The organism is Treponema sp. Marseille-Q4132, assembly GCF_014334835.1.
Lineage (GTDB): Bacteria > Spirochaetota > Spirochaetia > Treponematales > Treponemataceae > Treponema_D > Treponema_D paredis.
In genome coordinates this window covers 925,056-947,933 of sequence record NZ_CP060591.1, presented here as the reverse complement: position 1 = coordinate 947,933, position 22,878 = coordinate 925,056, and the positions used below count along the sequence as shown (strand labels likewise).

Below are 22,878 nucleotides of genomic sequence, written 5' to 3'. Positions count from 1 at the left end.
GGTTGCAGTATGAAAACGACGGAAGAAAAAGCGAAAGAACTCGCGCGGCTTATGGAAGACGGCAAAGGAAAAGACGTCGCGCTTATCGATATTTCGGAGCTGAACAGCTGGACGGATTATTTTGTCATCGCTACGGTTACGAGTTCGGCGCACAAAGAAGGTTTATATAAACAGGCGTGCGATTACGCGAAAGAAAACGAACTCGAACTCTACCGCACTCGCAGAAAACAAAGCGACGGCGACGACTGGCAGCTCACGGATTTCGGAGATATCGTCGTACACTTGATGTCGAGCGAGGCGAGGGGCTTTTACGATTTGGAAAAGCTGTGGCATGCGGGCCGCCGAGTGGAATTTGATAATTAACGCACGGTAGTGCTGCGAGTTTCGGAGGAAATGCAAAGCGGAAAAAGGCTTTGCGAGCGACAGGGATTGGAGAGGCGGCGGAGCCGTTCCGAAGGAATGGAGCCGGAAGGCGGAACCTCGGAAAGCCCGGTTTTTGCGGTTTGCCGCAAAAAGTCGCCCTGAAATAAAAAACAATAATTAATAAAATCGGAATTGAAAGCCGAGTCTGTCGGAAATTTTTAAAAAATGAAAGCGCGCCGATCGGCTTTTAAAGAGCGATATCAATAGGAGTCGTCGTCGATATCATCGAAGTCGTCGTCTTCCGACAAATCTTCGTCATCGTCACGTACGGCGCCGTACCCGTCTTCTTCTTCGTAGTCGTCGTAGGGTTCGTCTATATCGTCTTCTTCTTCAAGAGGATCGTCTTCGAAAAAATCGGCGTCTTCGTCGAATTCGTCGAGTTCTTCGTCTCCGTCGTCGCTGCCGAAATCGTCATCGGCATCGAAATCGTCGTCATCGTATTCGTCGTCATACGAAAATAATTCTTCGGCGGACATACTAACTCCTTACTGCTGACTGCTCTCAAACCTCGTTTACTGTAAATGACCTGCGCAATCGTGTCAATAGAGCGCTTGGCCGTTCAAAGCAGAGACGCGGGACACCATGCGCTCTAAAAAATAAACGTGTACGGCGAAAAGCCGGCAGCCTTTCCGAAAGCAAACGGGCGATTCGAGCCGCTTGATATTGCACATACCGCTGCCACGGAAATCAATTTTTGCTCGAGTATTGTTTAAAAAGTTGATAAAGTGCTAAAGTAAGTGTATGAGGTGGGAAACATTAGAAGAAGCACTTGCAGTGCTTGAGACGGAACGGGAATACGACGGGTATTTTTGCAGCGTACAAGACGCGGTTATCATCGTGATTTTGGGAAGCTTGTGCGATTTGCAAAGCGTAAAGAAAATCCACGAGTGGGCAACGACCGAACATGTCAGAACATTTTTGGCAGAAACGTTCGGAATCAAACGAATACCGTGCTATTGGTGGCTGTTAAGCCTGCTTGGAATCATACGGCCGGAATCATTGAATGAGTGTATGAAACAATGGGTAGCTTCGGTTGTACCGGCTCTTGCAGCAAAACTTGAGACGGAAGAGAAAGAACAAAGCGCGAAGAAAAAGAAGCAGCCGTTGACGATAGCCATAGACGGAAAAGCTATCCGCTCAACGGGAAAGATGAAAAAATACGACAGTCCCTTGCATATCATCAGTGCACAGATAGGGGAATTGGGGTTGACGCTTGCCCAAAGAACGGTCGAATCAAAGAGTAATGAGATTCCTGCCGTACCGGAATTGATAAAAGAGCTTGAAATTCAGGGCTGTATGGTGGTCGCGGACGCAATGAACTGTCAAATAGAGACTGCCGAGGCGATAATTGAGGCAAAAGCGGATTATTTGTTAAGTGCGAAGGGCAATCAGGAAGCACTTATGAACGATATCGCGGAGTATGTTCAGGATACAAAGCTGAGAGTGACGATGGACAGCATCACACGAACGGAAAAGGGACATGGGCGGAAGGAAAGGCGCAGTGCGTATACGAGTGCAGATGTTTCATGGCAGCCGGGAGGACGAGTATGGCCGGAACTCAAATGTATTGGAGCAGTGCATACACGATTTGAGACGAGTAAAGGGGTGACGGAAGAATGGCATTATTATATTTCAAGTAAAGCGTTACGAGCGGAAGAGCTGCTCCATCATGCAAGAGAGGAATGGTCGGTGGAATCGATGCATTGGCTGTTGGATGTACATTTTGACGAGGACAGATGCAGGGTGCAGAGTAAGAACGTACAACAGAATCTCAATATGCTGCACAAGTTTGCGCTTAACATAATCCGCATACACAAACGTGAATCACAATCGAAGCTGCCTTTAAACGGGATTATGTTCCGTGCACTTATGAATCCTCAAGCATTATTACCGCTTTTGGGCAAAACTTGATTTCCGTGTACCGCTGCGCCGTATACTTGACACGCTTTGTGCCTTGTGATATGCTTTCGTTCACACGCGGGGATGGTGGAATTGGTAGACACGCTAGCTTGAGGTGCTAGTGGCGCGAGCCGTGCCTGTTCAAGTCAGGTTCTCCGCAGTACAAGGATTATCGGGTTTCCGGTAATCCTTTTTTTTTATGTCCGTTTATGTTTTCTGAGGTAAGATCGGTTTTGTGCAAGGGATATGTCTTGGATTGACTTATTAGAGGTATTGAATTTATTTGATTTATCACTTGAAAAGAAATGGAAAATATTGTATATTATACAATATGAAACACAATATAAAATATTTATTTAAAAATAAAATCGCTGTGTTTGTATCGTTGTCGGCCTTGCTCTTTGTATCTTGTGCGAACGATCTATCCAAGACCGATACGGATACGGCGGTTACGGGCATTCACATTAATTCCGTCGGTGATTCTCTTTCCATCGTCAAGGACGATACGTACCGCCTGCAGGCGAGCGTTTTGCCGAAAAATGCGTCGGATAAAAGACTCTTTTTTTTGTCAAACGCCGAGGAAATCGCTTCGATAAATGCCGAAGGTTTGATTACCGCACATGAAACAGGCGCTGCGGAAATTACGATACGTGCGGCAAACGGCGTGCAAAAGACAATAAACGTTACCGTTACGGCGGCCCCTGTCCATGTTACTTCCATCGAATTTGAAGAGGAACCTGCAAATCCGATCGAGCTGGTTATCGGCGAGTCGTATGAACTCAAGCTGAAAGTAATGCCGGATGATGTCGCTAATAAAGAGCTTAGAATTACTTCATCTGATGAGAATGTAGCATGGCCGAACGGCGATGGAAACCTGTCAATAAAAGCCTATCACGATGTCGGAGAAGCAACGGTAACCATAACCTCTGTAGATAATCCCTCTGTTAAAAAAGAAGTTCATTTTAAGACGAAGCAAAAAACCACAGATCCCTCAATTAGCATAGACAACCTATATGTTCCGTATGAAAGTAACGGAAATAATGATTTTACATTTACGGTAAAAACGGTCGACGGAAAACTTGACTATACACCTGAAGTCGTAGGGGGCGGAACAGGTGAAAAGGCATGGCTCACCTTTGTTCGTAAAGACAATACGGATGCAAACACGGATACGGTACATTTAAGTCTTAAGCAAAATAAAACCGTATGGGATAGAACGGCATATATCAAATTTAAAGATAATACGACACATAAATATGTCATTTCCGCAGGTAAGGAATTGCAAGTAAAACTCACTCAAAAAAAGAATGAGAACCCGAATGTAACGATAAAGTGGGTGTATGGAATAGAAGGCCCTGCCGCAGGAGAAAAAGAGCTTGTCGAAATCCAAGGTTCGAATCCACCGGAATATCATACAATGCCTTATGTTTTTTATTGGAATGAAACGGAACATACAAAATTTTTTAACACACGAAAGATGGGACCAACAGGTTCTAACAATCAGGGATTTTCTGATGGTAGTCAGTGTTGGGCAAAAAGTTCTTCCAATATGCTGCATTGGTGGTTTTTACAAAACAAAGAAAATGTAGAAAAGTACATAGCAAAGAAAGGTATAACAAAAGAAAATAATCCTGCTATGTACGAGATGTATAATCCTTATTATAAACGCGGGCTTCCTGATACGGATGAAAACATAAAAAGTTCCATAGCAAATGAATTTCGCAAGAAATGCCCAAATTCCACCAATGGGAATTGGATATATTCCGGGCTCAGATGGTATCTTTATGGACTTGAAGGTTTGGCAATAAACACAACATATTCTCCTGCCCTATTCAAAGATGTTTTTGGAAAAGAGGAAGGAAAGGATCCTGTTGCGGCAGAAGGTACTTATACAAAAAAAATATTTGAAAAAATATTAAAAGACGCACTTCTTAATCCTAATTCCAAAAAGGCTGTCGGAGTACACGTACATGATGAAGGTAAGTATGGACATGGTATAACACTGTGGGGAGCGGCTTTTGACGAAGAAGAAAATGTTATTGCCATTTACGTGTGTGATAATAATTTTCAGCCTAATAGAATATTTACTTACGGGATATATTATAAAGGCGATATTTATGCGGACGATCCTGAAGGTGAAACTAACGCCTATCCGTATCTTATTAATTATGCCATAAATAAGAGAATAAATAGATATGTTGGTACATTAGTCACCCTCGACAAAGGCGAAGCCCAATGGCAGGCATGGCTGGATGCAAATCCGTAAAAAATTATAAGTTCAATTGCGGGTTTTATCAAACTCGACGGGCTGTTGAAAAAGCAACCGGCTTTTGAGACAGCCCTTTGTCCGACCCTATCGTGTCGTATTGACATCCTCTCCCGCTTTGTTATGATATTCTTATGGAAAAAGTCAAATTCGGTATAATCGGATTGGGTTCCATTGCCGACGTTCATGCCGAAGCGCTGGCGCAATGTCCGAACTGCGAACTCACAGCCTGTTACAGTCCTTCTCCGGATAAAGCGGATCGGTTCGCCCAAAAATATGGGCTCGATCCCTACACCGACTTGGAAAGTTTTTTCAATTCATCCGGTATTCAGGCTGTCTCCGTTGCGACGCCTTCGGGCTGCCATTTGGATACGGCGCTCGGTGCGATCGAAAAGGGAAAACATATTATTGTCGAAAAACCGCTTGAGATTACCGTCGAACGCTGCAGGAAAATTATCGATGCGGCAAATGCAAAAGGTGTAAAGCTTTCGGGAATTTTTCAATCGCGCTTTTATGATGCGCCGCGTCTCGTGAAAAAAGCGATCGATGAAGGGCGTTTCGGCACTCTTGTCTTGGGCAGCGCATATGTGAAATGGTTTCGCAGTCAAGCCTATTATGATTCCGGTGCGTGGCGCGGTACGTGGGAAACCGACGGCGGCGGTGCTCTCATGAATCAAAGTATCCATGCCGTCGATCTCTTGCAGTGGTTTATGGGGCCGGTAACGGAAATAGGCGCTTTTACGGAAACGCTTGCACATAATCGTATTGCGGTCGAAGATACGGGAGCCGCGGTGTTGAAATTTTCGAACGGCGCTCTCGGCGTTATAGAGGGAACGACGGGATCGTATCCGGGAACATTAAAAAAAATAGAAATAACGGGAACGGAAGGGACTGCCGTTATCGAAGAAGATATGCTGAAAGTGTGGCAATTCAAAGACGAGCGGAAAGAAGATGAGGAAATCCGAGAGCGCTTCGGGAAAAAAAGCAATTCGGCAGGGGGTGTGTCGGATCCTAAAGCGATTCTTTCGGAAGGTCATGCAAAACAGTTTTGCGATTTTGCGGATGCGATTATCCGCGATCGAAAGCCGTTCATTTCGGGAGAAGACGGGCTTTGCGCCGTGCGGATCGTTACGGCGATATATGAAAGCAAGCGTTCCCGTGCATTCGTAAAATTGAACAGGCAGTTTGACGAAAACTGAGACGTCTTGCAAATTCGATCAACCGCCGTATGGTCTGTGTCATACTTTGCGCCGCATTGCGCCGATTCGGCAGCGTTAGCTTCGTGCCGTTTCGATCTCTCGTACGCCGTCCGCGCTTTCGCATATAAAAAAGGCCGCTTCATAGCCGATCGCTTTTATATACGCGTGCTGCACCCTGTCGATAAATTCTTCCGTGCCGCCGTTTTTTACGAGCGCGATCGCACATCCTCCGAAGCCGGCTCCGGTCATTCTGGCTCCAATGCACGAGCGCTCGGCATTTGCGGCGTCTGCAAGCGTGTCGAGTTCGATACCGGTCACTTCGTAATCGTCTCTGAGCGATGCGTGCGATTCTTTTAATAATGTTCCGAGTGCTGAGAGATTTCCTTCTTTGAGAGCGGCTGCGGCTTTTGCGACGCGTGCGTTTTCGGTGACGCAGTGGCGCGCGCGGCGGAAAATCGTTTCGTCGGTAAAAACACTTTTACACTCCTCGAGCTGATTCGGCGTCAAAGCGCACAGGTCGGGAATGTCCTCCGTGTTCGTATACTTTCCTGCGGTGTGAAGCGGAATTTTTGCCTCTTGTAATATTGCAAGAGCGCGGGCGCACTCGGCTCTCCTTTCGTTGTATTTCGAATCGGCGAGCTGTCGTTTTTTTTGCGTGTTCATGACGACGAAGCGGCAATCGCCGAGCGCAAGCGGCACGTATTCGAAGTCGAGCGTCGCGCAGTCGAGCAGTTCAGCCGTATTTTTTTTCGCCGTCGCGATGATGAATTGATCCATAATGCCGCAGTTGACGTTCATGAATTCGTGTTCGCTCTGCTGTCCGATAAGGGCGATATCTTTTCGCGAAATGCCGAAACCGAAAACTTCCGAAAGCGCGAACGCGAAGGCGCATTCGAGGGCGGACGACGATGAAATGCCGCCTGCCGGAGGAATATCGCTTGCAATGAGCGCGTCGAAGCCGCCCGAAAAGACGCAGCCTCTTCGTTTTAAAATCGTCACGATGCCGTTTAAGTAATTTGCGTAGCCGTTTTCTTTTTTGTATGCGAACTCGTCGCGTATATCGAAACTGTAGATGCCCGGAAATTTCAAGTCTCGATAGCTGATGCGCGAATCGTCCCGTTTTCTGATCGTTACGTAGAGAAAACGGTCGATTGCCGAGGGAAATACTTTTCCGCCGTTATAGTCGATGTGTTCTCCGATGATATTGATGCGTGCGGGAGCGGCAAAGACGCGCACTGAATTTTTCCCGCCGCCGTAGATTTTATTAAATTCGCCGGGAAGATTTTCCGGTACGATTTTATTTGAAAGCGTATCCATAGCGGCGATTTTAACACGAAAAAGGACGGACGGCAACCGAAGCGCCGGTTTTTGCAAAACGTTGTTTTTTTCTGTATTTTTCACTATACTGTAATTATAATAAAATACTATATGCAAAAATACAACGAGGAGATTTTATGATGAAAGGACTGTCGAAATCTGTCGCCGTACCGGTGATGATTTTTTTGCTGTTTGCGGCGGGCTGCCGTGAACCGGAAAATCCCGGAACGAATCCCGTCGTTCCGCAAAATCCGTATGAATTGACCGAAGCGGATGTGCTTGGGGCGTTCGGCTTAACAAAGGGCTCGATAACAGCTTCGGCCGCGGCAAAAAAAATTGCAAACGGCATGCCGGCGGCAAGCGGCGTTATATTTACTGAAAGAAACTTTATTGCATATGACGATGAAGCGGGAACGTTTACCGTAAAAGTAAAGGGTACGAAAAACGGTAAAAATTTTTCCAACACAATAACGATGGAAGGATTTACGCACCCCTATAACAGTGTACCATTCTCAAAAAATTTTGGAGATAAACTAAAATTTGATGCGGCACTGGAAGATAACTTAAAACTGCAGAATTTTATTAATTTATTAAAGAATGCTGCAAACATCGCAGATTATCTTGAATTAAAATTCACTCTTGCAAACGGGAAAGTTATAGATATTGCCAATTCTGCAGAACCCTATAAATTTACTGCGGACTTTGCAGAAAACAGCGGTAAAATAGAACTTACTCCAAAATATGAACTTATTTATAAGAAATTGGCTGAAGGAGCTTCGGAAGAAACCGAAAAAGTGCCGGTAACCATTGTAGGGCCGGCATTTCATAATATTGAATATGATTATTTTACAGAAAATGACGTATTTGAGTATGTTGCCGAAAAAGTTAAGGACGAAATAATTAAAGTACCGGCAAATACATTTGCTTCTTATGTTTATGCGCGTGCAAAATATTTAAATGCTACGCCAAGCGATATATTCAATGTTGGCGAAGGTTCAAAATTTAAAAAATATCAAGACACTTATAAAAAATCCGACGGACAGATTCAGATAACAGACGTCCACGGTGATTCCGATTTATCTTACGCTTTGGACAAACCGAAAGATAGAGGTATTGGGGCAGATGACTATTCCGGTACAATAAGCGTTAACTACTATATTCAACGAAATCAGTTTATTGCTGATGTAAAAAACGGAACGTATAACGGTTCGTACGTTATAAAACCCGTCCATGTTGAGAAAACAGGTTTTATGAAACTATCGGAAAACTTCCTAAAACAGAATTTTTTATTTAGCCTTATAAAGACCGGCAATACAGGCGTTGCAAAAACTAAATGGCTAAAGAGAAAGATCAATAATATTGAATTATTGGGTGCCCAAACTCCTGAAGGATTTGCCCTTAAAAACCGACACTTGATCGATTATGATCACCACAATACGGACGATTATTATCTTTCCGTAAATAATTTAACGGAACTCGCAGACCTTGCTGTAGCAAGTAAGCAATATGTTTCAATAGCAAAGGGGCAAGCACCAAGAGAATATAGCCTGCTGATTACATCGATCCGTATGAATAAGGTAGAGAATGAAAAAGATCTTGTTCTGATATTCACTTTTGAAGGTTTGGGGACTCCGATAGAACTTACACTTGCTCCATTTCCTTGGAATTAAAATCGTACGCCGCCGGTCGGAGATCCGTTCCCGAGCGGCGTTTTTCTTGCGAGCATTGTTTGAGAACCGATCGAATGCGGGTGCCTTTCTTGAAAGTGCCGCATTAGTGCGTGCGACATGCGGTTTGACAAAGGGTGAGTTTTGCACGAAAATATTGTTATGAAAGAAAAGACCGTTTATATTATCGGGCATAAAAATCCCGACACGGATTGTGCCGTTGCGGCTGCCGCGTACGCGCGTTTAAAGGAGCTGCTCGGCAAAAAGAATTATATCGCCTGCCGTGCGGGGCATTTTTCTCCGCAGACGGAATACGTGTTCAATCGTTTTAAAGTACCGTATCCGAAATATATTTCGAACGTCGTTCCGAAAGTTGCGTATTTTATGAGCGGTTCGTGCGATGCGGTCGGCGAAGACGAATCGGTGTGGGATGCCATCAGCGTTATGGACAGACTCGAAAGCCGCGTGCTGCCGGTCGTCGACGAAAAGGGCGCGTATATGGCAATGCTCCATTACAATATATTTGCGCAAAACGTGCTTTCCGTTTTGGATCCCGAATATAAAACCTCTTTGCCGACGAGCATTGCGCTCATCGCGCATACGATACACGCGCAGCCTGTTATCGTCAAAAACGAAAACGCCGTGTTCAAAGCGTCGGTACTCGTCGGTGCTGCATCGCTTGAAACTTTTTCGGATACGCTTTCCGAACACAACAGCGAAAATGCCGTTGTCATTACCGGCGACAGGGAAGACATACAGAGCGCGGCGATCGACGCGGGCGTAAAGCTTCTTATCATTACGCTCGGAAAGCCGCTGAAAAAAGAACTGCGTGAAAGAGCCGAAGAGCGGGGAGTGTCGGTTATCATCAGTCCCTATGCGACGTCCCCGACGGCGATGCTTATTCCGTATGCGGCTCCCGTTTCGGTTATGGCCGACGCCGATGTTCCGCCCGTACATCCGGAAGATACCGTCGCGAAGATACGGCCGCTCATTCAGGAATCTCCGTGCCGCTGTCTTCCGGTTATCGACGACGATAAAAAACTCGTCGGTCTCATTTCCGAACACGACCTCCTGCAGGAGCCCGGCATCGAATTGATATTGGTTGATCACAATGAAGCTTCTCAAGCGGTCGACGGCATCGCTCATTACCGCATACGGGAAGTGATCGATCATCACCGGCTCGGAACTCTTTCTACGGATTATCCGATTATGTTTATTTCAAAGCCGGTCGGTTCGACATCGACTTTGATAACGAATCTCTACCGCGAATACAAAGTGCCGATTCCTCGCGAAATCGCAAGCATTTTGTTGTGCGGCATCCTTTCGGACACGCTCATATTGCAGTCCACTACGACGACGGACGAAGATCGGGAGACGGCAAGCTATCTTTCGGATATCACCGGTCTCGATATTAAGCAGCTCGGTAAAGACGTGATCGCTTCGGGAAGCCGCATCAAGGGGCGGAGCGCGCACGACCTCGTTACGCAGGACATGAAAGAGTATGTGCAGGACAAAGTGAATTATACGGTGAGCCAAATCGAAGTGGACGATACGAAAGAGATTCTCGACCGCAAAAAAGAATTTATCGAAGAACTCGAAATCGAACAGCGTTCGCGGAAATTGCTTTTTTCCGCTCTTCTCGTCACGGATATTACGCAGCTGTCGAGTTTGCTGTTTTTGGTCGGAGACGAAAAATTTATACCGCTTGTGACTTTCCCGCGTCTCGAAGAAAACGTGTATTATTTGAAAGACGTCGTGTCTCGCAAAAAGCAGCTCATCCCGCTTATGACGGAGCAGCTGCACGCATACGAATCGTAAAATTTTAATTCGCGCCTGCGCCGTCTTGCCACTGTCTTTCCGTGCAAGTATAATGAAAAACGCCGATTAAAATCGCTCGCGCGGCTTACGGAACTTTTCGTTGTGCGCGTCTTTTTTTAATTTTCAAAAATAAATAAAATGCGCCGATGTGAGCTGAAGAGCTTGCAGCGCGCACGAAAACGATTGGAGTACCTATGTCGAAATATCCTTTTGAATCGATTGAACCGAAGTGGCAAAAATATTGGGAAAAAAATAAAACGTTCAAAACGACGGAAGACGAATCGGTGCCGAAAGAAAAGCGGTGTTATGTTCTCGATATGTTTCCGTATCCGAGCGGCGCGGGCTTGCACGTCGGACACCCTGAAGGCTATACGGCGACCGATATCTACTGCCGCTATCTCCGCATGAACGGATATAACGTTTTGCATCCGATGGGCTACGATGCATTCGGTTTGCCCGCCGAAAACTATGCGATCAAAACGGGCACGCATCCGGCGGCTTCAACGATGGCGAACATCGAACACTTTACGCAGCAGATCAAAGCGCTCGGCTTTTCCTACGATTGGGACAGGTGCGTCATCACCTGCAAAGAAAGTTATTATAAATGGACGCAGTGGATTTTTTTACAGCTGTACAAGCGCGGTCTCGCTTATGAAACGGATTCTCCGATAAACTGGTGTCCGAGCTGCAAGACGGGGCTCGCAAACGAAGAAGTCAAAGAAGGAAAATGCGAACGCTGCGGTTCACCCGTTACGCGCAAAACGATCCGGCAGTGGGTTTTAAAGATCACCGCGTACGCCGACAGATTGCTCGAAGATTTGGACGAACTCGATTGGCCTGAAAGCGTCAAGCTCATGCAGGAAAACTGGATCGGACGATCGACGGGAGGAGAAGTCGATTTTGCCGTCAGAGGCAAAGACGGCAAAGCGAGCGGAGATAAGCTCACGGTTTACACGACGCGGGCGGACACGCTTTTCGGAGCAACGTACATGGTTATCGCGCCCGAACACCCGCTCGTTTCAAAGCTTACGACCGACGGGCAAAAAGAAGCCGTCGCCGCATACGTCGAAAGCGCTGCAAAAAAATCAGACCTCGAGCGCACCGATTTGGCAAAAGATAAAACGGGCGTGTTTACCGGAAGCTGTGCGATCGACCCGGTAAACGGTCGTGAGATTCCGATTTGGATTTCGGACTACGTACTTATTTCGTACGGCACCGGTGCGATTATGGCCGTTCCCGCGCACGACGAGCGCGACTGGGACTTTGCGAAAAAATTCGATTTGCCGATCGTAAAAGTCGTCGCATCGAAAGAAGAAGTCGCTTCTCTCGGCGGCGGAGACGAAAAAGCGGGACAGGCGATTTTATTGAATGCCGCAAAAGACGAGGCGGCATATCGAAAACTTGTCGAAGCGCATCCCGAAATCTTCAACGTCGCCGATGCTTGCACGAGTGCTGACGGGTATTCGATCAACAGCGGAGCCTTTACGGGAACGGCTACGAAACAGACGATCAAAGACATGATTGCATGGCTTTCCGAAAAAGATATCGGCAAAGAAGCGGTAAATTACAAACTGCGCGATTGGATTTTCAGCCGTCAGCGCTATTGGGGAGAGCCGATCCCGCTCGTGCATTGCCCTGCCTGCGGCGTCGTTCCCGTCGACGAAAAGGATTTGCCCCTCGTGCTGCCCGATGTAAAAACCTATCAGCCGACGGGTACGGGGGAAAGTCCGCTTGCGGGAATCGACGAGTGGGTGAACTGCACTTGCCCCAAGTGCGGCGGAAAAGCTAAACGCGAAACGAACACGATGCCGCAGTGGGCGGGAAGCTGCTGGTATTATCTGCGCTATCTCGACCCGCACAACGGCGAACGTTTTTGCGCTCCCGAAAAAGAAAAATACTGGATGCCGGTCGATCTCTATGTCGGAGGCGCCGAGCATGCGGTGCTTCACCTTTTGTACGCGCGCTTTTGGCACAAAGTCCTCTACGATATCGGAGCCGTGTCTACGAAAGAACCCTTCCGCCGTCTGGTCAATCAGGGGATGATCACGTCGTTTGCATACGAGCGCAAAAATAAAACCCTCGTGCCGACCGACATGGTCGAAGAAAAAGACGGCGTCTATATCGAAAAAGCGACGGGAGAAAAACTCGAACGCGTCGTCGCAAAGATGAGCAAGTCGCTGAAAAACGTCGTAAATCCCGACGAGGAGATAAAGCTCTACGGTGCGGACAGCGTGCGCATGTACGAAATGTTTATGGGGCCGCTGACGATGTCGAAGCCGTGGAATACGCAGGGCATCGTCGGCATAAACCGCTTTCTCGAAAAAGTGTGGAACGTGAGCGAAAAGGAAATCGGCGATATCGATATCTTCGGCACACTCGACGACGCTTCTCTTGCATCTGCGCGGAAAACCTATGCGCAGACGGTAAAAAAAGTGAGCGACGATACGGCAAGCCTTTCGTTCAATACGGCGATCAGTCAGATGATGATTTTTATCAACGAAGTGTCGAAGCTTTCCGTCGTGCCGAAAGTCATGTGGGAAGGCTTTGTCAAAATGCTTTCGTGCTACGCGCCGCATTTGGGCGAAGAGCTGTGGCAAAAACTCGGTCACGACGGGACGGTCGCATATGAAACCTGGCCCGCGATCGACGAAAAATATTCTGCCGACGATACGAAAACGATAGCCGTTATGGTAAACGGAAAACTCCGCGCAACCTTTCAAGCGGCAAGCGGTACGCCGAAAGACGAACTTGAAAAGACGGCGCTTGCGGAGGAAAGCGCGGCAAAGCACATCGACGGCAAAAAAATTATTAAAATGATTGTCGTGCCGGATAAACTCGTCAATATCGTCGTACAGTGATTCGGCGGCGGGTATATTTCGGAACACGGCGATAAGGGGGCGTAAAGCGATGAGCGGATTGCATTATAAAGCGGTTATCTTCGATATGGACGGCACGATCCTCGACACGCTCGACGATTTGGCATCAAGCGTAAACTACGCTCTCGAAGCGAACGGTCTTCCGAAGCGGACGCGCGAAGAAGTGCGGCGCTTTGTCGGAAACGGTGCGGTAAAATTGATTCGGCGCGCAGTGCCCGAAGGTACGGCGGATGCCCTTTTCGATAAAGTATTCGAAGATTATAACGCCCGTTATAAAGCTCACTGCGCCGATGCGACAAAACCCTACGACGGCATTCCCGAACTGCTCGCATCTCTGCGCGAGTCCGGCATAAAGACTGCCGTCGTTTCAAATAAGCCGGATGAAGCCGTGCGGATTCTCGCCGAAATGTATTTTCCGCGCCTTTTCGATGCCGCCGTCGGAACGAGAGAGGGTATCAAAACGAAGCCCGCGCCCAATTCGGTGTTTGAAATTATTAAAAAAATCGGAGCTGAAAAAAAAGACTGCGTGTATGTCGGAGATTCCGAAGTCGATATAGAAACTGCAAAAAATGCGGGCATCCCGTGCATCAGCGTTTCGTGGGGTTTTAAAGACCGCGGATTCCTTGCCGAACACGGAGCGCAAAAAATCGTCAGTAATGCAAAAGAGCTTTCGGCTGCCGTCGGTGCGTGACGGCGCGTTTAATCCGTAGCCTTGCCGATAAGCCATTTTCCTCTGCAGTAATAGATAAAAAAAGCTATAGCAGTCGCAGTCCACGTGATCGGATAACAGGCGACGACGGTGAGGAGCGTGTTATGCAGCGGAACGGCTGTGAAAATCCACGCGACGCGCAGCACGCATACGCCGAGCATCGTTATGATCATAGGCTTGAACGTTTCGCCCGTACTGCGGATCGTGCCGGAAAGTATTTCGATCGGAACGTAGGCGATAAAAAAGAGCGGCAAAAAATGCAGCAGCAATTTTCCCTGCTCGATTACCGCTTCATCGTGCGTAAAAAGCAAAAAGAAATATTGTCCGAAAAGATAAAAAATCAGCGTATAAAAGAGGGCGGCGGCTCCCGCCATACCCAGTCCCTGTATCGTCGCCTTTTTCATGCGATTGATCTTTCGCGCGCCGTAGTTTTGACCGGCAAAGGTTGTGATTGCAATGCCGAAGGAGCTTACGGTCATCCAAAAGACGGAATCAAGCCTGCCGTATGCCGCCCATGCCGCAGCTGCATCCGTTCCGAACGAATTGATATTCGATTGAATTATTAAATTTGAAACGGTATAAAGCGAAGCTTGAATGCCCGCAGGAAGCCCTATCGCACTCATGCGTGAAAGGAGGTGCGGCGTAAAACGGATTTTTCGGATGACGAGGCGGGCATAGCGGTTCGGCTCCCGCATGAGTTTTACGAGCGTCAAAACCGTACAGATGACTTCCGAAATAACGGTCGCCCACGCCGCCCCCGCAACGCCTAAGCGGAAGACCGCGACGAAAAGCAGATCGAGAAAGATGTTTACGATACAGCCCGCAACGAGAATGATAAAAGGGCTTTTGCTGTCGCCGAGCGCGCGCAAAATACCCGATCCGACGTTATAAACGAACATCGGAAGGGCTCCGATAAAATAGATTTGCAGATAGATTACCGAAGGCGCAAAGATATCGCTCGGCGTAGATATCGCTTTCATCGCGGGAGCGGATGCGAAAAAACCGGCGACGGACATAAAGATGCCCGCCCATATCGACATCGCCATAGCGGTGTGTACGGCTCGGCTTAGTTCCCGTTCGCGCTTTGCTCCGTAGAATTGAGAGATTATGATCGTCGCGCCGCTCGATACTCCGAGAAAAAATCCGACAAGGAGATTGACGTAGACGCCGCTTCCCCCGCTTACGGCGGCAAGGGCCGCTTTGCCGAGGAATTGCCCGACGATGACGGCATCGACCGTATTATACAGCTGCTGAAAAAAAGTACCGAGCAGAATGGGGAAAAAAAAGGAAAGGAGCGAACGCCATACGGATCCGGTGAGAATGGAAGCGGATGTGCCGTTGTTGCCGTCGCTCGTCATGTGTTTTACTGTACAGCGCTTTTGTGCATTTGTCCAGCGCTTTATGTGTGCAGCCGCCCGCGGATGGCGGATGTTTGTGTGGATTGCTTTTTATTAAAGTACGAGTATACTGATTCATATTCCGACAGTCCGTAAGTATGCCGTTTCGAAAGGATATAAAGGAACCTATCGGGAATATTTGTTGGAGAATTATGTTCGCTTTTATACGGTAAAAAAGAGATAAGGTAATAAAGCGGTGGAATGATTTTTGCGGGTGGGAATCAAGATTGGCATGGAGATGTAAATAAATGAGTATAAAAAGAATAGTTATATATGTATCGATTATAGTATCGGTCTTATCGGTTGTTTCCTGTAAAGAAGATTTTCCTACATTAGAAGATTTTGCCGAATATTCAAAGTATCTTGAAAACGGTGATTTGGAGGGTGTAAAAAAATATTATAAAAAATTCGGTCCCAGATCGGTTGAGCAATACGGGGTTGAAGGGTTGTTTATGATAAACCCTTTAGAGGGATCCTTATATTATAATCATTATGATATTGCAGAATTTTTATTAAAAAAAGGAGCAAACCCCGATGCTATATCACCGACAATGCATACGCCGATAATATTTAATTGCATTGTGAATAATAATATAAAAGGGCTTGAACTGCTTATAAAATATAACGCGGATGTTTCTGTGTTTAACGATTCTGACGGTTGTAGTACTCTTTGGTATGCTGCCGCAACTGGAGTAGAAATACTTGATATAATTTACAAAAGGACAAAAGATATAAATGTAAAAAATAAAGATAAGGCAACAGCGTTGTTCGGTGCTGTTATAATGGGTCGTTTTGATTATGTAAAGTTTTTAATTGATCATGAAATAGATGTGAACGCTATAAATTCTATAGGATGCAGTGCTTTGATGTATGCCGTCAATATCGGTCGAATAGATATTTGTGAATATTTAATAGAACACGAAGCTGATATAAGTATTGTTGATAACGAAGGGTATGATGCAAAATGGATTGCCGACGAATTGGGATTGCAAATTAAAGGACTTACATATTAATATGCTTGCCGATTATGCCGGTGCTTCCGGTATGAAAAAAAAGAATATTCGTCTGCAGATTTGTTATCTTCGAGTAGAATGATACGAGCGCTTTTGTGTGTGTTCGCTTTGACAAAACGGTGCGTTCGGGCTATACTCTTTTTGCTTTCGGGATATAGCGCAGCCGGTAGCGCGCTTGCTTTGGGAGCAAGATGTCGGGCGTTCGAACCGCCCTATCCCGACGATTTTTATCCTGTTTACCGCATCTGCTCTTCGAGATTGAAATACGCGTAGCGCTTTTCGTCATACGGATAATCCCATGTACCGGCAAAACGTACTTTTTCGCCGCCGAATCCCGTTTTAAAAAGATACAAACCCGCCATCGGATTTGACGTATCGCCGTTCGGCGGAATGCCCATGAGATCGTAGTTCGTGCATCCTTTGCTTCGCGCAAAACGTACGGCTTCCCATTGAAGTCCGTAGTTTGCCATAAGTTCTTTCAAATCTTCCGATGAGCCCGCATACATATAATACGCGTTGTGTCCGGACAGAGCGATGATGATTCCCGAAAGGAGTTTGCCGCTTTTCGATGCGGTCATGATATGGAATTGCGGAAGCGGGGCGGGGGCGGCGAGTGGAATGATTTCCTTTTTTTTCGTTTCAATTTTTTTATGAGGCGGCGGCTCGTGAAAGGTGTTTTCCTGAATGCGCTTGTGCGAAAACAGCGTATTGAAATAATCTTCGCTTTCGTAATAAAAACCTTTTCGCTTTGCGGTCTCTTCGTAGAGTCCGTACCAGTCGTGCAGCATATCGATTCCGCCGACGGCAAAATCGATTTCGCTCCTGTACGCGCGGCGTATGCAGTTCCGCGTCGTCCCCCTCATGCGCGAAAGAATTTGTTCGGGAGTGAGCGACAGATTGATAATGACGGTGTCGGGCGCAAGATGGTTTCCGGACGCTTTTCGCAAATTGTGCGTTTTTGTTCCCCAGTTGAGCGCAAGCTGCGCCGTTTCCGGTTTTAGGATTTCATCTCCGCCGTACCGGCTCCTCCATGCCAAATCGAAGCGCAGACAAATACAGTTTTCCGGAACATGGGGACGGAGGGCGAGCGCGAGCTCTTCGAGAAGCGTGCCTCTCTGTTCGGCCGGCAGCGCAATCGACGGAGCTTTCGGCGCGTATGCATAACAGCTGCCGTCATGCCTGTGCCGCAGGAGGATCATAAACGGAAACGTGTATGCGGATGAAGCGTCATCGTCGGTAAAGGTCGCCGAAAAAAAACGCGGTTCCTGTCCCGCAAATTTTTTAAATGTTCCCCAAAACGCCGTTTGAAAGAGATTATCTTGCGGAGGAAACGCTTCCGGAGATACTTGTTCGATCGAAACCATAAAGGCTACCATAACAATTAAACGCAAAAGGCGCAATGCCGATGACGGCTTTTGTTGGGCGTATATGACGCGGTATTTTTATACGCATCGCTGCAATTTCTCTCGTTCTTTGTGAGGCGTACAATCGCTCTGACGGTTTTGTGCAGGGGATATTTTTTTGTTCTTGTGGTATACTGTTGTGCGGAGGAAAATACGAATGAAATACAATACAAATGCAATAGGAAATGCTTTCTTTCAATATCCCCTGTCGGTATGTATTGCAATATACTTTATATGCTATGCGTTCCGTCTGTGGGAATATTTTGTGCTCAAAACGGACGAAAGCGTTATCGGTGAAAACTTTATTCATAAAGCGTGCGGCGTCGCTGTAATTTTCGCCGTGCTTTTCGTATCGGGTTTGCATTGGAGCGACATCGGTTTTGTACGCGACGGTCGGCTTAAAAATATCGGCTTGGGTTTGACTTTAGGCTTCGGCTTTTACACGATCGCCTATGCGGTCGAGTGCATCGTGCTGTACGTTCAGGAAGCCTCTCCTTCTTTGAAGATAGCGTCCGGCGGTTTTTCACTGGTAAAGAGTACCGAGTTTGTAAGCACGGGCATCGCTTTTATTCTTTTATTCAATGTGCTCAATGTGTGGATGGAAGAAGGTTTGTTCCGCGGGCTTTTTACACGGCTTTTGCGCGAGCGGTATGACTGTAGGATGACAATATTTATTACCGCATTATTGTTCGGGCTGTGGCATTTGATAATGCCCGTACGCTCGTTTATCGAAGGGCAGATGAAGCTTGCTCCGATGCTGCTTTTGGGCGCAGGCTATGTCGCGCTCACATTCGTCTACGGTTTGAAGATGAGCTTTTTATACAGAATGACCGGCTCTGTATGGGCGGGCTTGTCCGAACACTTTTTCAACAACAGCGTTATCAATATCGTTCACGTTGCCTCGAGCAGGGGAAGCGATCATCTGCAAGTTGTACGGATCGTAACGGCGCAGCTATTGTCCTTTATCTTTGTAACCATCCTCTATCTGCTCAAGCGGAAAAACTTGCTTCCCGTATTTTGACGGCATGTATCCTTTATGCTATACTTCGAATTATGAACGATATTCGATTTCGATTTGCCGAAAAAAAAGATGTGCCGCTTATTTTGCACTTTATTGAAATGCTCGCGCAATACGAAAAGATGGAAGATGAGGTCGTCGCGACTGAAGCGCTTTTGAACGAATGGATTTTCGATAAAAAGAAAGCCGAAGTGCTTTTTGCGCTTGCAGACGGAAAGGAAATCGGCTTTGCGCTTTTTTTTCATAATTTTTCCACATTCCTCGGTCGCGCGGGCATCTACCTCGAAGATCTCTACGTCTTTCCCGAATACCGCGGGCGCGGCGTCGGAAAAGCGATTTTAATAAAACTTGCCGGCATCGCCGTCTCTCGCGGCTGCGGAAGGCTTGAATGGTCGTGTCTGAATTGGAATACGCCGAGTATCGATTTTTATCTTTCGATCGGAGCCGAGCGGATGAAAGATTGGAACGTCTATCGGCTTTCGGGAAAAACGCTTTCGGCATTGGCGGATGAAAGTTGACGCCGCCTTCTTTTATGAGTACATTATACATACGGTAGCTGCCGGAAACTTCTGCGGTTTTCGGAAAGCGGCCGTAATCGAAGTTGAGGCATATGATGGCGGAAGAACAAAATTGCAATAACGGCTGCGGCTCGTGCGGAAAAAGCTGCGAACAAAGAGATTTGCGCGCAAAGCTCCACGAACAAAGCAGCGTCAAAAAAGTGATCGGCGTTTTAAGCGGAAAAGGCGGTGTCGGAAAATCTTTTGTCACTTGTCTTTTGGCCTGTGCCATGAATCGAAAAGGAAAACATACGGCGATCCTCGATGCCGATATAACCGGACCTTCCATACCCGAAGCGTTCGGTCTTTCTTCTGCGCGCGCCGAGGGCGACGAGCAGACGATTCATCCGGTAACGACGGACGGCGGCATTCAGCTCATGTCCATGGATTTTTTGCTTGAAAGCAATACCGATCCCGTTATCTGGCGGGGACCGGTCATCTCGGGTGCGGTAAAGCAGTTTTGGACGGACGTCATTTGGCGCGACGTCGATTATATGTTCGTCGATATGCCGCCGGGTACGGGCGACGTACCGCTTACGGTATTCCAATCGCTTCCGGTTGACGGCATTATCATCGTCTCTTCTCCTCAGCAGCTCGTGCGCGTCATCGTCGAAAAAGCGGTGAAGATGGCGCAGATGATGAAGATTCCGATTTTGGGTCTCGTCGAAAATATGAGCTACGTCAAATGTCCGAAATGCGGCGAAATCATCAACGTGTACGGAAAAAGCAATATCGAAGCGATTGCAAAAAATTACAATATTCCCGTGCTTGCAAAGATTCCGATAGAAGAACAATCTTCGGCTGCCGTCGATTTAGGTACGATCGAAGACTTGAACGTCGACTACGTCGATCGCGCAATCGATACGATACTTGCTTTGTAGCCGGAAAGTTCGCGGGGCTGCCCAAAAACGGAAGCCCGATTTTAAATTTCTACCGCGGTATACACGGCGAGGCAAAACCGAACGATGTGAGCCGGCGAGCGAAGTGCTTTTCGGACGCACGGCTTTATTCGGCGTATAGTTTCAAAATTCGATATTCGGCTTTTAGTCTTTTTCCGATGCGTGAGTCGTATCGTATTCGGCTCCGTCCGAAATATGCGCTTTCGATTTATCGGGAAAGATAAAGGCGCACAGAATATAGGCGAGGATGCCGCCCATACCGAAGCTCAAAATCGTTAAAATGCCCCAGATAAATCGGACGACGGTCGGGTCGGTGTCAAAGTATTCGGCGATGCCGCCGCACACGCCGCAGATTTTTTTATCATTCGATTTATATAATCTTTTTTTCATGGCTGATCGCTCCCTTGATAAAGGAATAAAGACGCTGTCGGCTTTATCCGCACGCGGACGGGCGCCGACAGAATTCGGCTTTCGGTACATCGCTTAAAACGAAGTGCCGAAACGCAGGTTTTAAAAATCGGTCAAATACCGTTGTAATGCGTTTTCGTTTTTTCCTGCACATAGGCGACGAAGTCTTTGAGCGAAAACGTTTTTTGTTCGAGACCGCTGTCGGCGCGGAAGCGGACCGTTACCGCACCTTCGTCTTTTTCTTTTTGTCCGACGATGAGGATGTACGGCGTTTTGCGCTCCGAGCTTATCGATTTGATTTTGCTTTTCATATTGCTTTCGTCGATGTATGCGTTTGCGCGTATGCCCTTTTCGGAGAGCGCGCTGCGCACTTGTTCCGCGTACTCGTAAAAATCGGGCCCGACGGGAACGACGGCCGCCTGTTCGAAGTGGAGCCACGCGGGAAAAGCTCCGGCGTAGTTTTCGATGAGGATGCCGATAAAGCGTTCGAGAGAGCCGAGCACGGCGCGGTGCAGCATAACCGGATGGTGCTTTTGATTGTCCTTTCCGATGTATTCCGCGTTGAGCCGTTCGCTTGACGGCAGCTGGTAATCGAGCTGAATCGTACCGCACTGCCATTCGCGGCCGAGCGCATCGACGAGGGTAAATTCGAGCTTCGGTCCGTAAAATGCGCCTTCTTTCGGCTGTACGTCGTAGTCGAGACCGGCTTCTTTGCACGCATTCCCGAGAGCGGTTTCGGCGTGATGCCACGTCGCTTCGTCTCCGACGTGATCGTCGGGCATCGTGCTCAGTTTGACGATGAGATTTTTATTAAAACCGAAATCGCCGTATACGCCGACGAGGAGTTTGCAGAACTTTGCGACTTCGCTTTCGATCTGCTCTTCGGTACACAAAATATGCGCGTCGTCCTGCACGAAGCCTCTCACGCGCATGATGCCGTGAAGAGTGCCGCTCGGCTCGTTGCGTACGCAGTGACCGAACTCGGCAAGGCGCATCGGAAGATCTTTATAGCTTCTCGTCCGCGTTTTAAATATCTCGATTGCGCCGGGACAGTTCATCGGTTTGATCGCGAACATGCGCTTTTCGCTTTCGGTGATGAACATATTTTTTTGATAATGTCCCCAGTGTCCGCTCCGTTCCCACAGCGTGCGCGGCATGATCGCAGGCGTATTGACTTCCATATAGCCGTCGGCTTCAAGCTTTTTGCGCATGTATTCCTGCAGCGTTATGTACACGGACCAGCCGTTCGGATGCCAAAAAATCTGACCGGGATCTTCGTCGTCTATGTGGAAGAGATCCATCTTTATGCCGAGTTTTCGATGATCGCGCTTGTCGGCTTCTTCGAGCATTTTGAGATAATTTTTCAAATCGTCCGGCTTTGCAAAACAGGCCGCGTACACGCGCGTGAGCATCGGCTGACTTGCGTCTCCGTGCCAATATGCGCCCGCAATTTTCATCAATTTAAAAGCCTGCGCGTTTATCTCTTTCGTACTCGATACGTGCGGTCCGCGGCAAAGATCGCGAAAATCGTCCTGTTCGTAGGTGGAGATCGCTTCGTCTGCGGGAAGGCTTTGTATCAAATCGATTTTATACGGCTCGTCTTTGAAAAGAGAAAGCGCTTCGTCTTTTGAAATCTCTTTGCGCACGAATTCGTGATTGCCCGAAAGAATTTTCCGCATCTCTTTTTCGACCGCAGGAAAATCGCTTTCCGAAAATTTGACGTCTTTCGGAAAATCGAAGTCGTAATAAAAGCCCGTATCGATTGCGGGGCCTATCGCGATTTTCGTACCCGGATAGAGATATTTGATCGCTTCCGCCATAACGTGCGAACAGCTGTGCCTGATTGTCTGTAATCGTTCATCGAGTGCCATGTGCGTACCTATAATATCAAGAGATTGTATTGATAATAACTCGAATGCCGATTTTTGTAAATCACTTGAAAATTGCGTTTTCTCCTGCCGCATATTTTTCCGCTTTCGCTCTCCTTGCCTTTTATGCTATACTTGTAT

18 protein-coding genes and 2 tRNA genes are annotated in these 22,878 nt (G+C 47.4%); 14 read left to right on the top strand and 6 right to left on the bottom strand.

What is annotated here, in order from left to right; genetic code table 11:
* The first annotated feature begins 9 nt into the window (after window positions 1–9).
* Complete coding sequence (gene rsfS / locus H9I35_RS04400) at window positions 10–363, top strand: ribosome silencing factor (protein WP_187420385.1); 354 nt, start codon at window positions 10–12, stop codon at window positions 361–363.
* Window positions 364–623: 260 nt separating this feature from the next.
* Here rsfS and H9I35_RS04395 read toward each other — a convergent pair whose 3' ends face one another.
* On the bottom strand, window positions 624–899 hold the full coding sequence (locus H9I35_RS04395) for a hypothetical protein (protein ID WP_016521726.1): 276 nt from the start codon (window positions 897–899) through the stop codon (window positions 624–626).
* Window positions 900–1,164: 265 nt separating this feature from the next.
* Here H9I35_RS04395 and H9I35_RS04390 point away from each other — a divergent pair, with 265 nt between their 5' ends.
* The 4 genes from H9I35_RS04390 (at window position 1,165) to H9I35_RS04375 (ending at window position 5,787) form a co-directional block, all read left to right on the top strand.
* Window positions 1,165–2,334, top strand: a complete 1,170-nt coding sequence (locus tag H9I35_RS04390; RefSeq protein WP_187418599.1) for an ISAs1 family transposase — start codon at window positions 1,165–1,167, stop codon at window positions 2,332–2,334.
* 66 nt (window positions 2,335–2,400) lie between these two features.
* A tRNA-Leu gene (locus H9I35_RS04385) sits at window positions 2,401–2,482 on the top strand.
* A 171-nt stretch (window positions 2,483–2,653) separates the two neighbouring features.
* The gene (locus H9I35_RS04380; protein ID WP_252722722.1) at window positions 2,654–4,588 is read left to right on the top strand and encodes an IdeS/Mac family cysteine endopeptidase; all 1,935 of its coding nucleotides are present in this window, start codon (window positions 2,654–2,656) and stop codon (window positions 4,586–4,588) included.
* Window positions 4,589–4,722: 134 nt separating this feature from the next.
* Window positions 4,723–5,787 carry a Gfo/Idh/MocA family protein gene (locus H9I35_RS04375; protein ID WP_187420383.1) on the top strand — a complete coding sequence of 355 codons (1,065 nt, stop codon included), beginning with the start codon at window positions 4,723–4,725 and terminating at the stop codon, window positions 5,785–5,787.
* 75 nt (window positions 5,788–5,862) lie between these two features.
* On the opposite strand, the gene H9I35_RS04370 is transcribed toward H9I35_RS04375, so the two are convergent.
* Window positions 5,863–7,104, bottom strand: coding sequence for a galactokinase (locus H9I35_RS04370; protein WP_187420382.1), 1,242 nt, complete (start codon window positions 7,102–7,104; stop codon window positions 5,863–5,865).
* Window positions 7,105–7,241: 137 nt separating this feature from the next.
* Here H9I35_RS04370 and H9I35_RS04365 point away from each other — a divergent pair, with 137 nt between their 5' ends.
* From H9I35_RS04365 to H9I35_RS04350, 4 genes are all read left to right on the top strand, one after another.
* The gene (locus tag H9I35_RS04365) at window positions 7,242–8,774 is read left to right on the top strand and encodes a lipoprotein 17-related variable surface protein (RefSeq protein ID WP_187420381.1); all 1,533 of its coding nucleotides are present in this window, start codon (window positions 7,242–7,244) and stop codon (window positions 8,772–8,774) included.
* A gap of 159 nt (window positions 8,775–8,933) precedes the next feature.
* The gene (locus tag H9I35_RS04360; RefSeq protein ID WP_187420380.1) at window positions 8,934–10,589 is read left to right on the top strand and encodes a putative manganese-dependent inorganic diphosphatase; all 1,656 of its coding nucleotides are present in this window, start codon (window positions 8,934–8,936) and stop codon (window positions 10,587–10,589) included.
* 194 nt (window positions 10,590–10,783) lie between these two features.
* Window positions 10,784–13,447, top strand: a complete 2,664-nt coding sequence (gene leuS, locus H9I35_RS04355; protein WP_187420379.1) for a leucine--tRNA ligase — start codon at window positions 10,784–10,786, stop codon at window positions 13,445–13,447.
* Window positions 13,448–13,496: 49 nt separating this feature from the next.
* Window positions 13,497–14,156: an HAD family hydrolase gene (locus tag H9I35_RS04350; RefSeq protein ID WP_187420378.1), complete on the top strand. Its 660-nt coding sequence runs from the start codon at window positions 13,497–13,499 to the stop codon at window positions 14,154–14,156.
* Between the two features lie 8 nt (window positions 14,157–14,164).
* On the opposite strand, the gene H9I35_RS04345 is transcribed toward H9I35_RS04350, so the two are convergent.
* Window positions 14,165–15,532: an MATE family efflux transporter gene (locus H9I35_RS04345; RefSeq protein WP_187420377.1), complete on the bottom strand. Its 1,368-nt coding sequence runs from the start codon at window positions 15,530–15,532 to the stop codon at window positions 14,165–14,167.
* Between the two features lie 287 nt (window positions 15,533–15,819).
* Between H9I35_RS04345 and H9I35_RS04340 the strand changes: the two genes are divergently transcribed.
* Both H9I35_RS04340 and H9I35_RS04335 read left to right on the top strand, forming a co-directional pair.
* On the top strand, window positions 15,820–16,584 hold the full coding sequence (locus H9I35_RS04340) for an ankyrin repeat domain-containing protein (RefSeq protein WP_187420376.1): 765 nt from the start codon (window positions 15,820–15,822) through the stop codon (window positions 16,582–16,584).
* Window positions 16,585–16,732: 148 nt separating this feature from the next.
* Window positions 16,733–16,805, top strand: a tRNA-Pro gene (locus H9I35_RS04335).
* Between the two features lie 15 nt (window positions 16,806–16,820).
* On the opposite strand, the gene H9I35_RS04330 is transcribed toward H9I35_RS04335, so the two are convergent.
* Window positions 16,821–17,948 carry a lipid II:glycine glycyltransferase FemX gene (locus H9I35_RS04330; RefSeq protein ID WP_187420375.1) on the bottom strand — a complete coding sequence of 376 codons (1,128 nt, stop codon included), beginning with the start codon at window positions 17,946–17,948 and terminating at the stop codon, window positions 16,821–16,823.
* Window positions 17,949–18,144: 196 nt separating this feature from the next.
* Between H9I35_RS04330 and H9I35_RS04325 the strand changes: the two genes are divergently transcribed.
* The 3 genes from H9I35_RS04325 to H9I35_RS04315 all read left to right on the top strand — a co-directional run bounded on the left by H9I35_RS04325 (window position 18,145) and on the right by H9I35_RS04315 (window position 20,443).
* Window positions 18,145–19,008, top strand: coding sequence for a CPBP family intramembrane glutamic endopeptidase (locus H9I35_RS04325; RefSeq protein ID WP_187420374.1), 864 nt, complete (start codon window positions 18,145–18,147; stop codon window positions 19,006–19,008).
* Between the two features lie 32 nt (window positions 19,009–19,040).
* A complete protein-coding gene (locus H9I35_RS04320; RefSeq protein WP_040770381.1) occupies window positions 19,041–19,523 on the top strand; it encodes a GNAT family N-acetyltransferase in 483 nt (160 codons plus the stop codon).
* Window positions 19,524–19,618: 95 nt separating this feature from the next.
* Window positions 19,619–20,443: an Mrp/NBP35 family ATP-binding protein gene (locus H9I35_RS04315; RefSeq protein ID WP_187420373.1), complete on the top strand. Its 825-nt coding sequence runs from the start codon at window positions 19,619–19,621 to the stop codon at window positions 20,441–20,443.
* Window positions 20,444–20,605: 162 nt separating this feature from the next.
* Here the strand turns inward: H9I35_RS04315 and H9I35_RS04310 are convergent, their stop codons facing one another.
* Together H9I35_RS04310 and thrS are read right to left on the bottom strand one after the other, a co-directional pair.
* Window positions 20,606–20,851, bottom strand: coding sequence for a PspC domain-containing protein (locus H9I35_RS04310; protein WP_187420372.1), 246 nt, complete (start codon window positions 20,849–20,851; stop codon window positions 20,606–20,608).
* A gap of 131 nt (window positions 20,852–20,982) precedes the next feature.
* On the bottom strand, window positions 20,983–22,740 hold the full coding sequence (thrS, locus tag H9I35_RS04305; protein ID WP_187420371.1) for a threonine--tRNA ligase: 1,758 nt from the start codon (window positions 22,738–22,740) through the stop codon (window positions 20,983–20,985).
* Window positions 22,741–22,878: the final 138 nt, after the last annotated feature.

Coding starts and splice junctions, on each gene's coding strand:
- H9I35_RS04345 (WP_187420377.1), bottom strand. CDS start 15,532: ATGACGAGCGACGGCAACAACGGCACATCCGCTTCCATTCTCACCGGA.
- H9I35_RS04320 (WP_040770381.1), top strand. CDS start 19,041: ATGAACGATATTCGATTTCGATTTGCCGAAAAAAAAGATGTGCCGCTT.
- rsfS (WP_187420385.1), top strand. CDS start 10: ATGAAAACGACGGAAGAAAAAGCGAAAGAACTCGCGCGGCTTATGGAA.
- H9I35_RS04380 (WP_252722722.1), top strand. CDS start 2,654: ATGAAACACAATATAAAATATTTATTTAAAAATAAAATCGCTGTGTTT.
- H9I35_RS04390 (WP_187418599.1), top strand. CDS start 1,165: ATGAGGTGGGAAACATTAGAAGAAGCACTTGCAGTGCTTGAGACGGAA.
- H9I35_RS04360 (WP_187420380.1), top strand. CDS start 8,934: ATGAAAGAAAAGACCGTTTATATTATCGGGCATAAAAATCCCGACACG.
- leuS (WP_187420379.1), top strand. CDS start 10,784: ATGTCGAAATATCCTTTTGAATCGATTGAACCGAAGTGGCAAAAATAT.
- H9I35_RS04330 (WP_187420375.1), bottom strand. CDS start 17,948: ATGGTTTCGATCGAACAAGTATCTCCGGAAGCGTTTCCTCCGCAAGAT.
- H9I35_RS04310 (WP_187420372.1), bottom strand. CDS start 20,851: ATGAAAAAAAGATTATATAAATCGAATGATAAAAAAATCTGCGGCGTG.
- H9I35_RS04365 (WP_187420381.1), top strand. CDS start 7,242: ATGATGAAAGGACTGTCGAAATCTGTCGCCGTACCGGTGATGATTTTT.
- H9I35_RS04375 (WP_187420383.1), top strand. CDS start 4,723: ATGGAAAAAGTCAAATTCGGTATAATCGGATTGGGTTCCATTGCCGAC.
- H9I35_RS04315 (WP_187420373.1), top strand. CDS start 19,619: ATGGCGGAAGAACAAAATTGCAATAACGGCTGCGGCTCGTGCGGAAAA.
- H9I35_RS04395 (WP_016521726.1), bottom strand. CDS start 899: ATGTCCGCCGAAGAATTATTTTCGTATGACGACGAATACGATGACGAC.
- H9I35_RS04370 (WP_187420382.1), bottom strand. CDS start 7,104: ATGGATACGCTTTCAAATAAAATCGTACCGGAAAATCTTCCCGGCGAA.
- H9I35_RS04340 (WP_187420376.1), top strand. CDS start 15,820: ATGAGTATAAAAAGAATAGTTATATATGTATCGATTATAGTATCGGTC.
- thrS (WP_187420371.1), bottom strand. CDS start 22,740: ATGGCACTCGATGAACGATTACAGACAATCAGGCACAGCTGTTCGCAC.
- H9I35_RS04325 (WP_187420374.1), top strand. CDS start 18,145: ATGAAATACAATACAAATGCAATAGGAAATGCTTTCTTTCAATATCCC.
- H9I35_RS04350 (WP_187420378.1), top strand. CDS start 13,497: ATGAGCGGATTGCATTATAAAGCGGTTATCTTCGATATGGACGGCACG.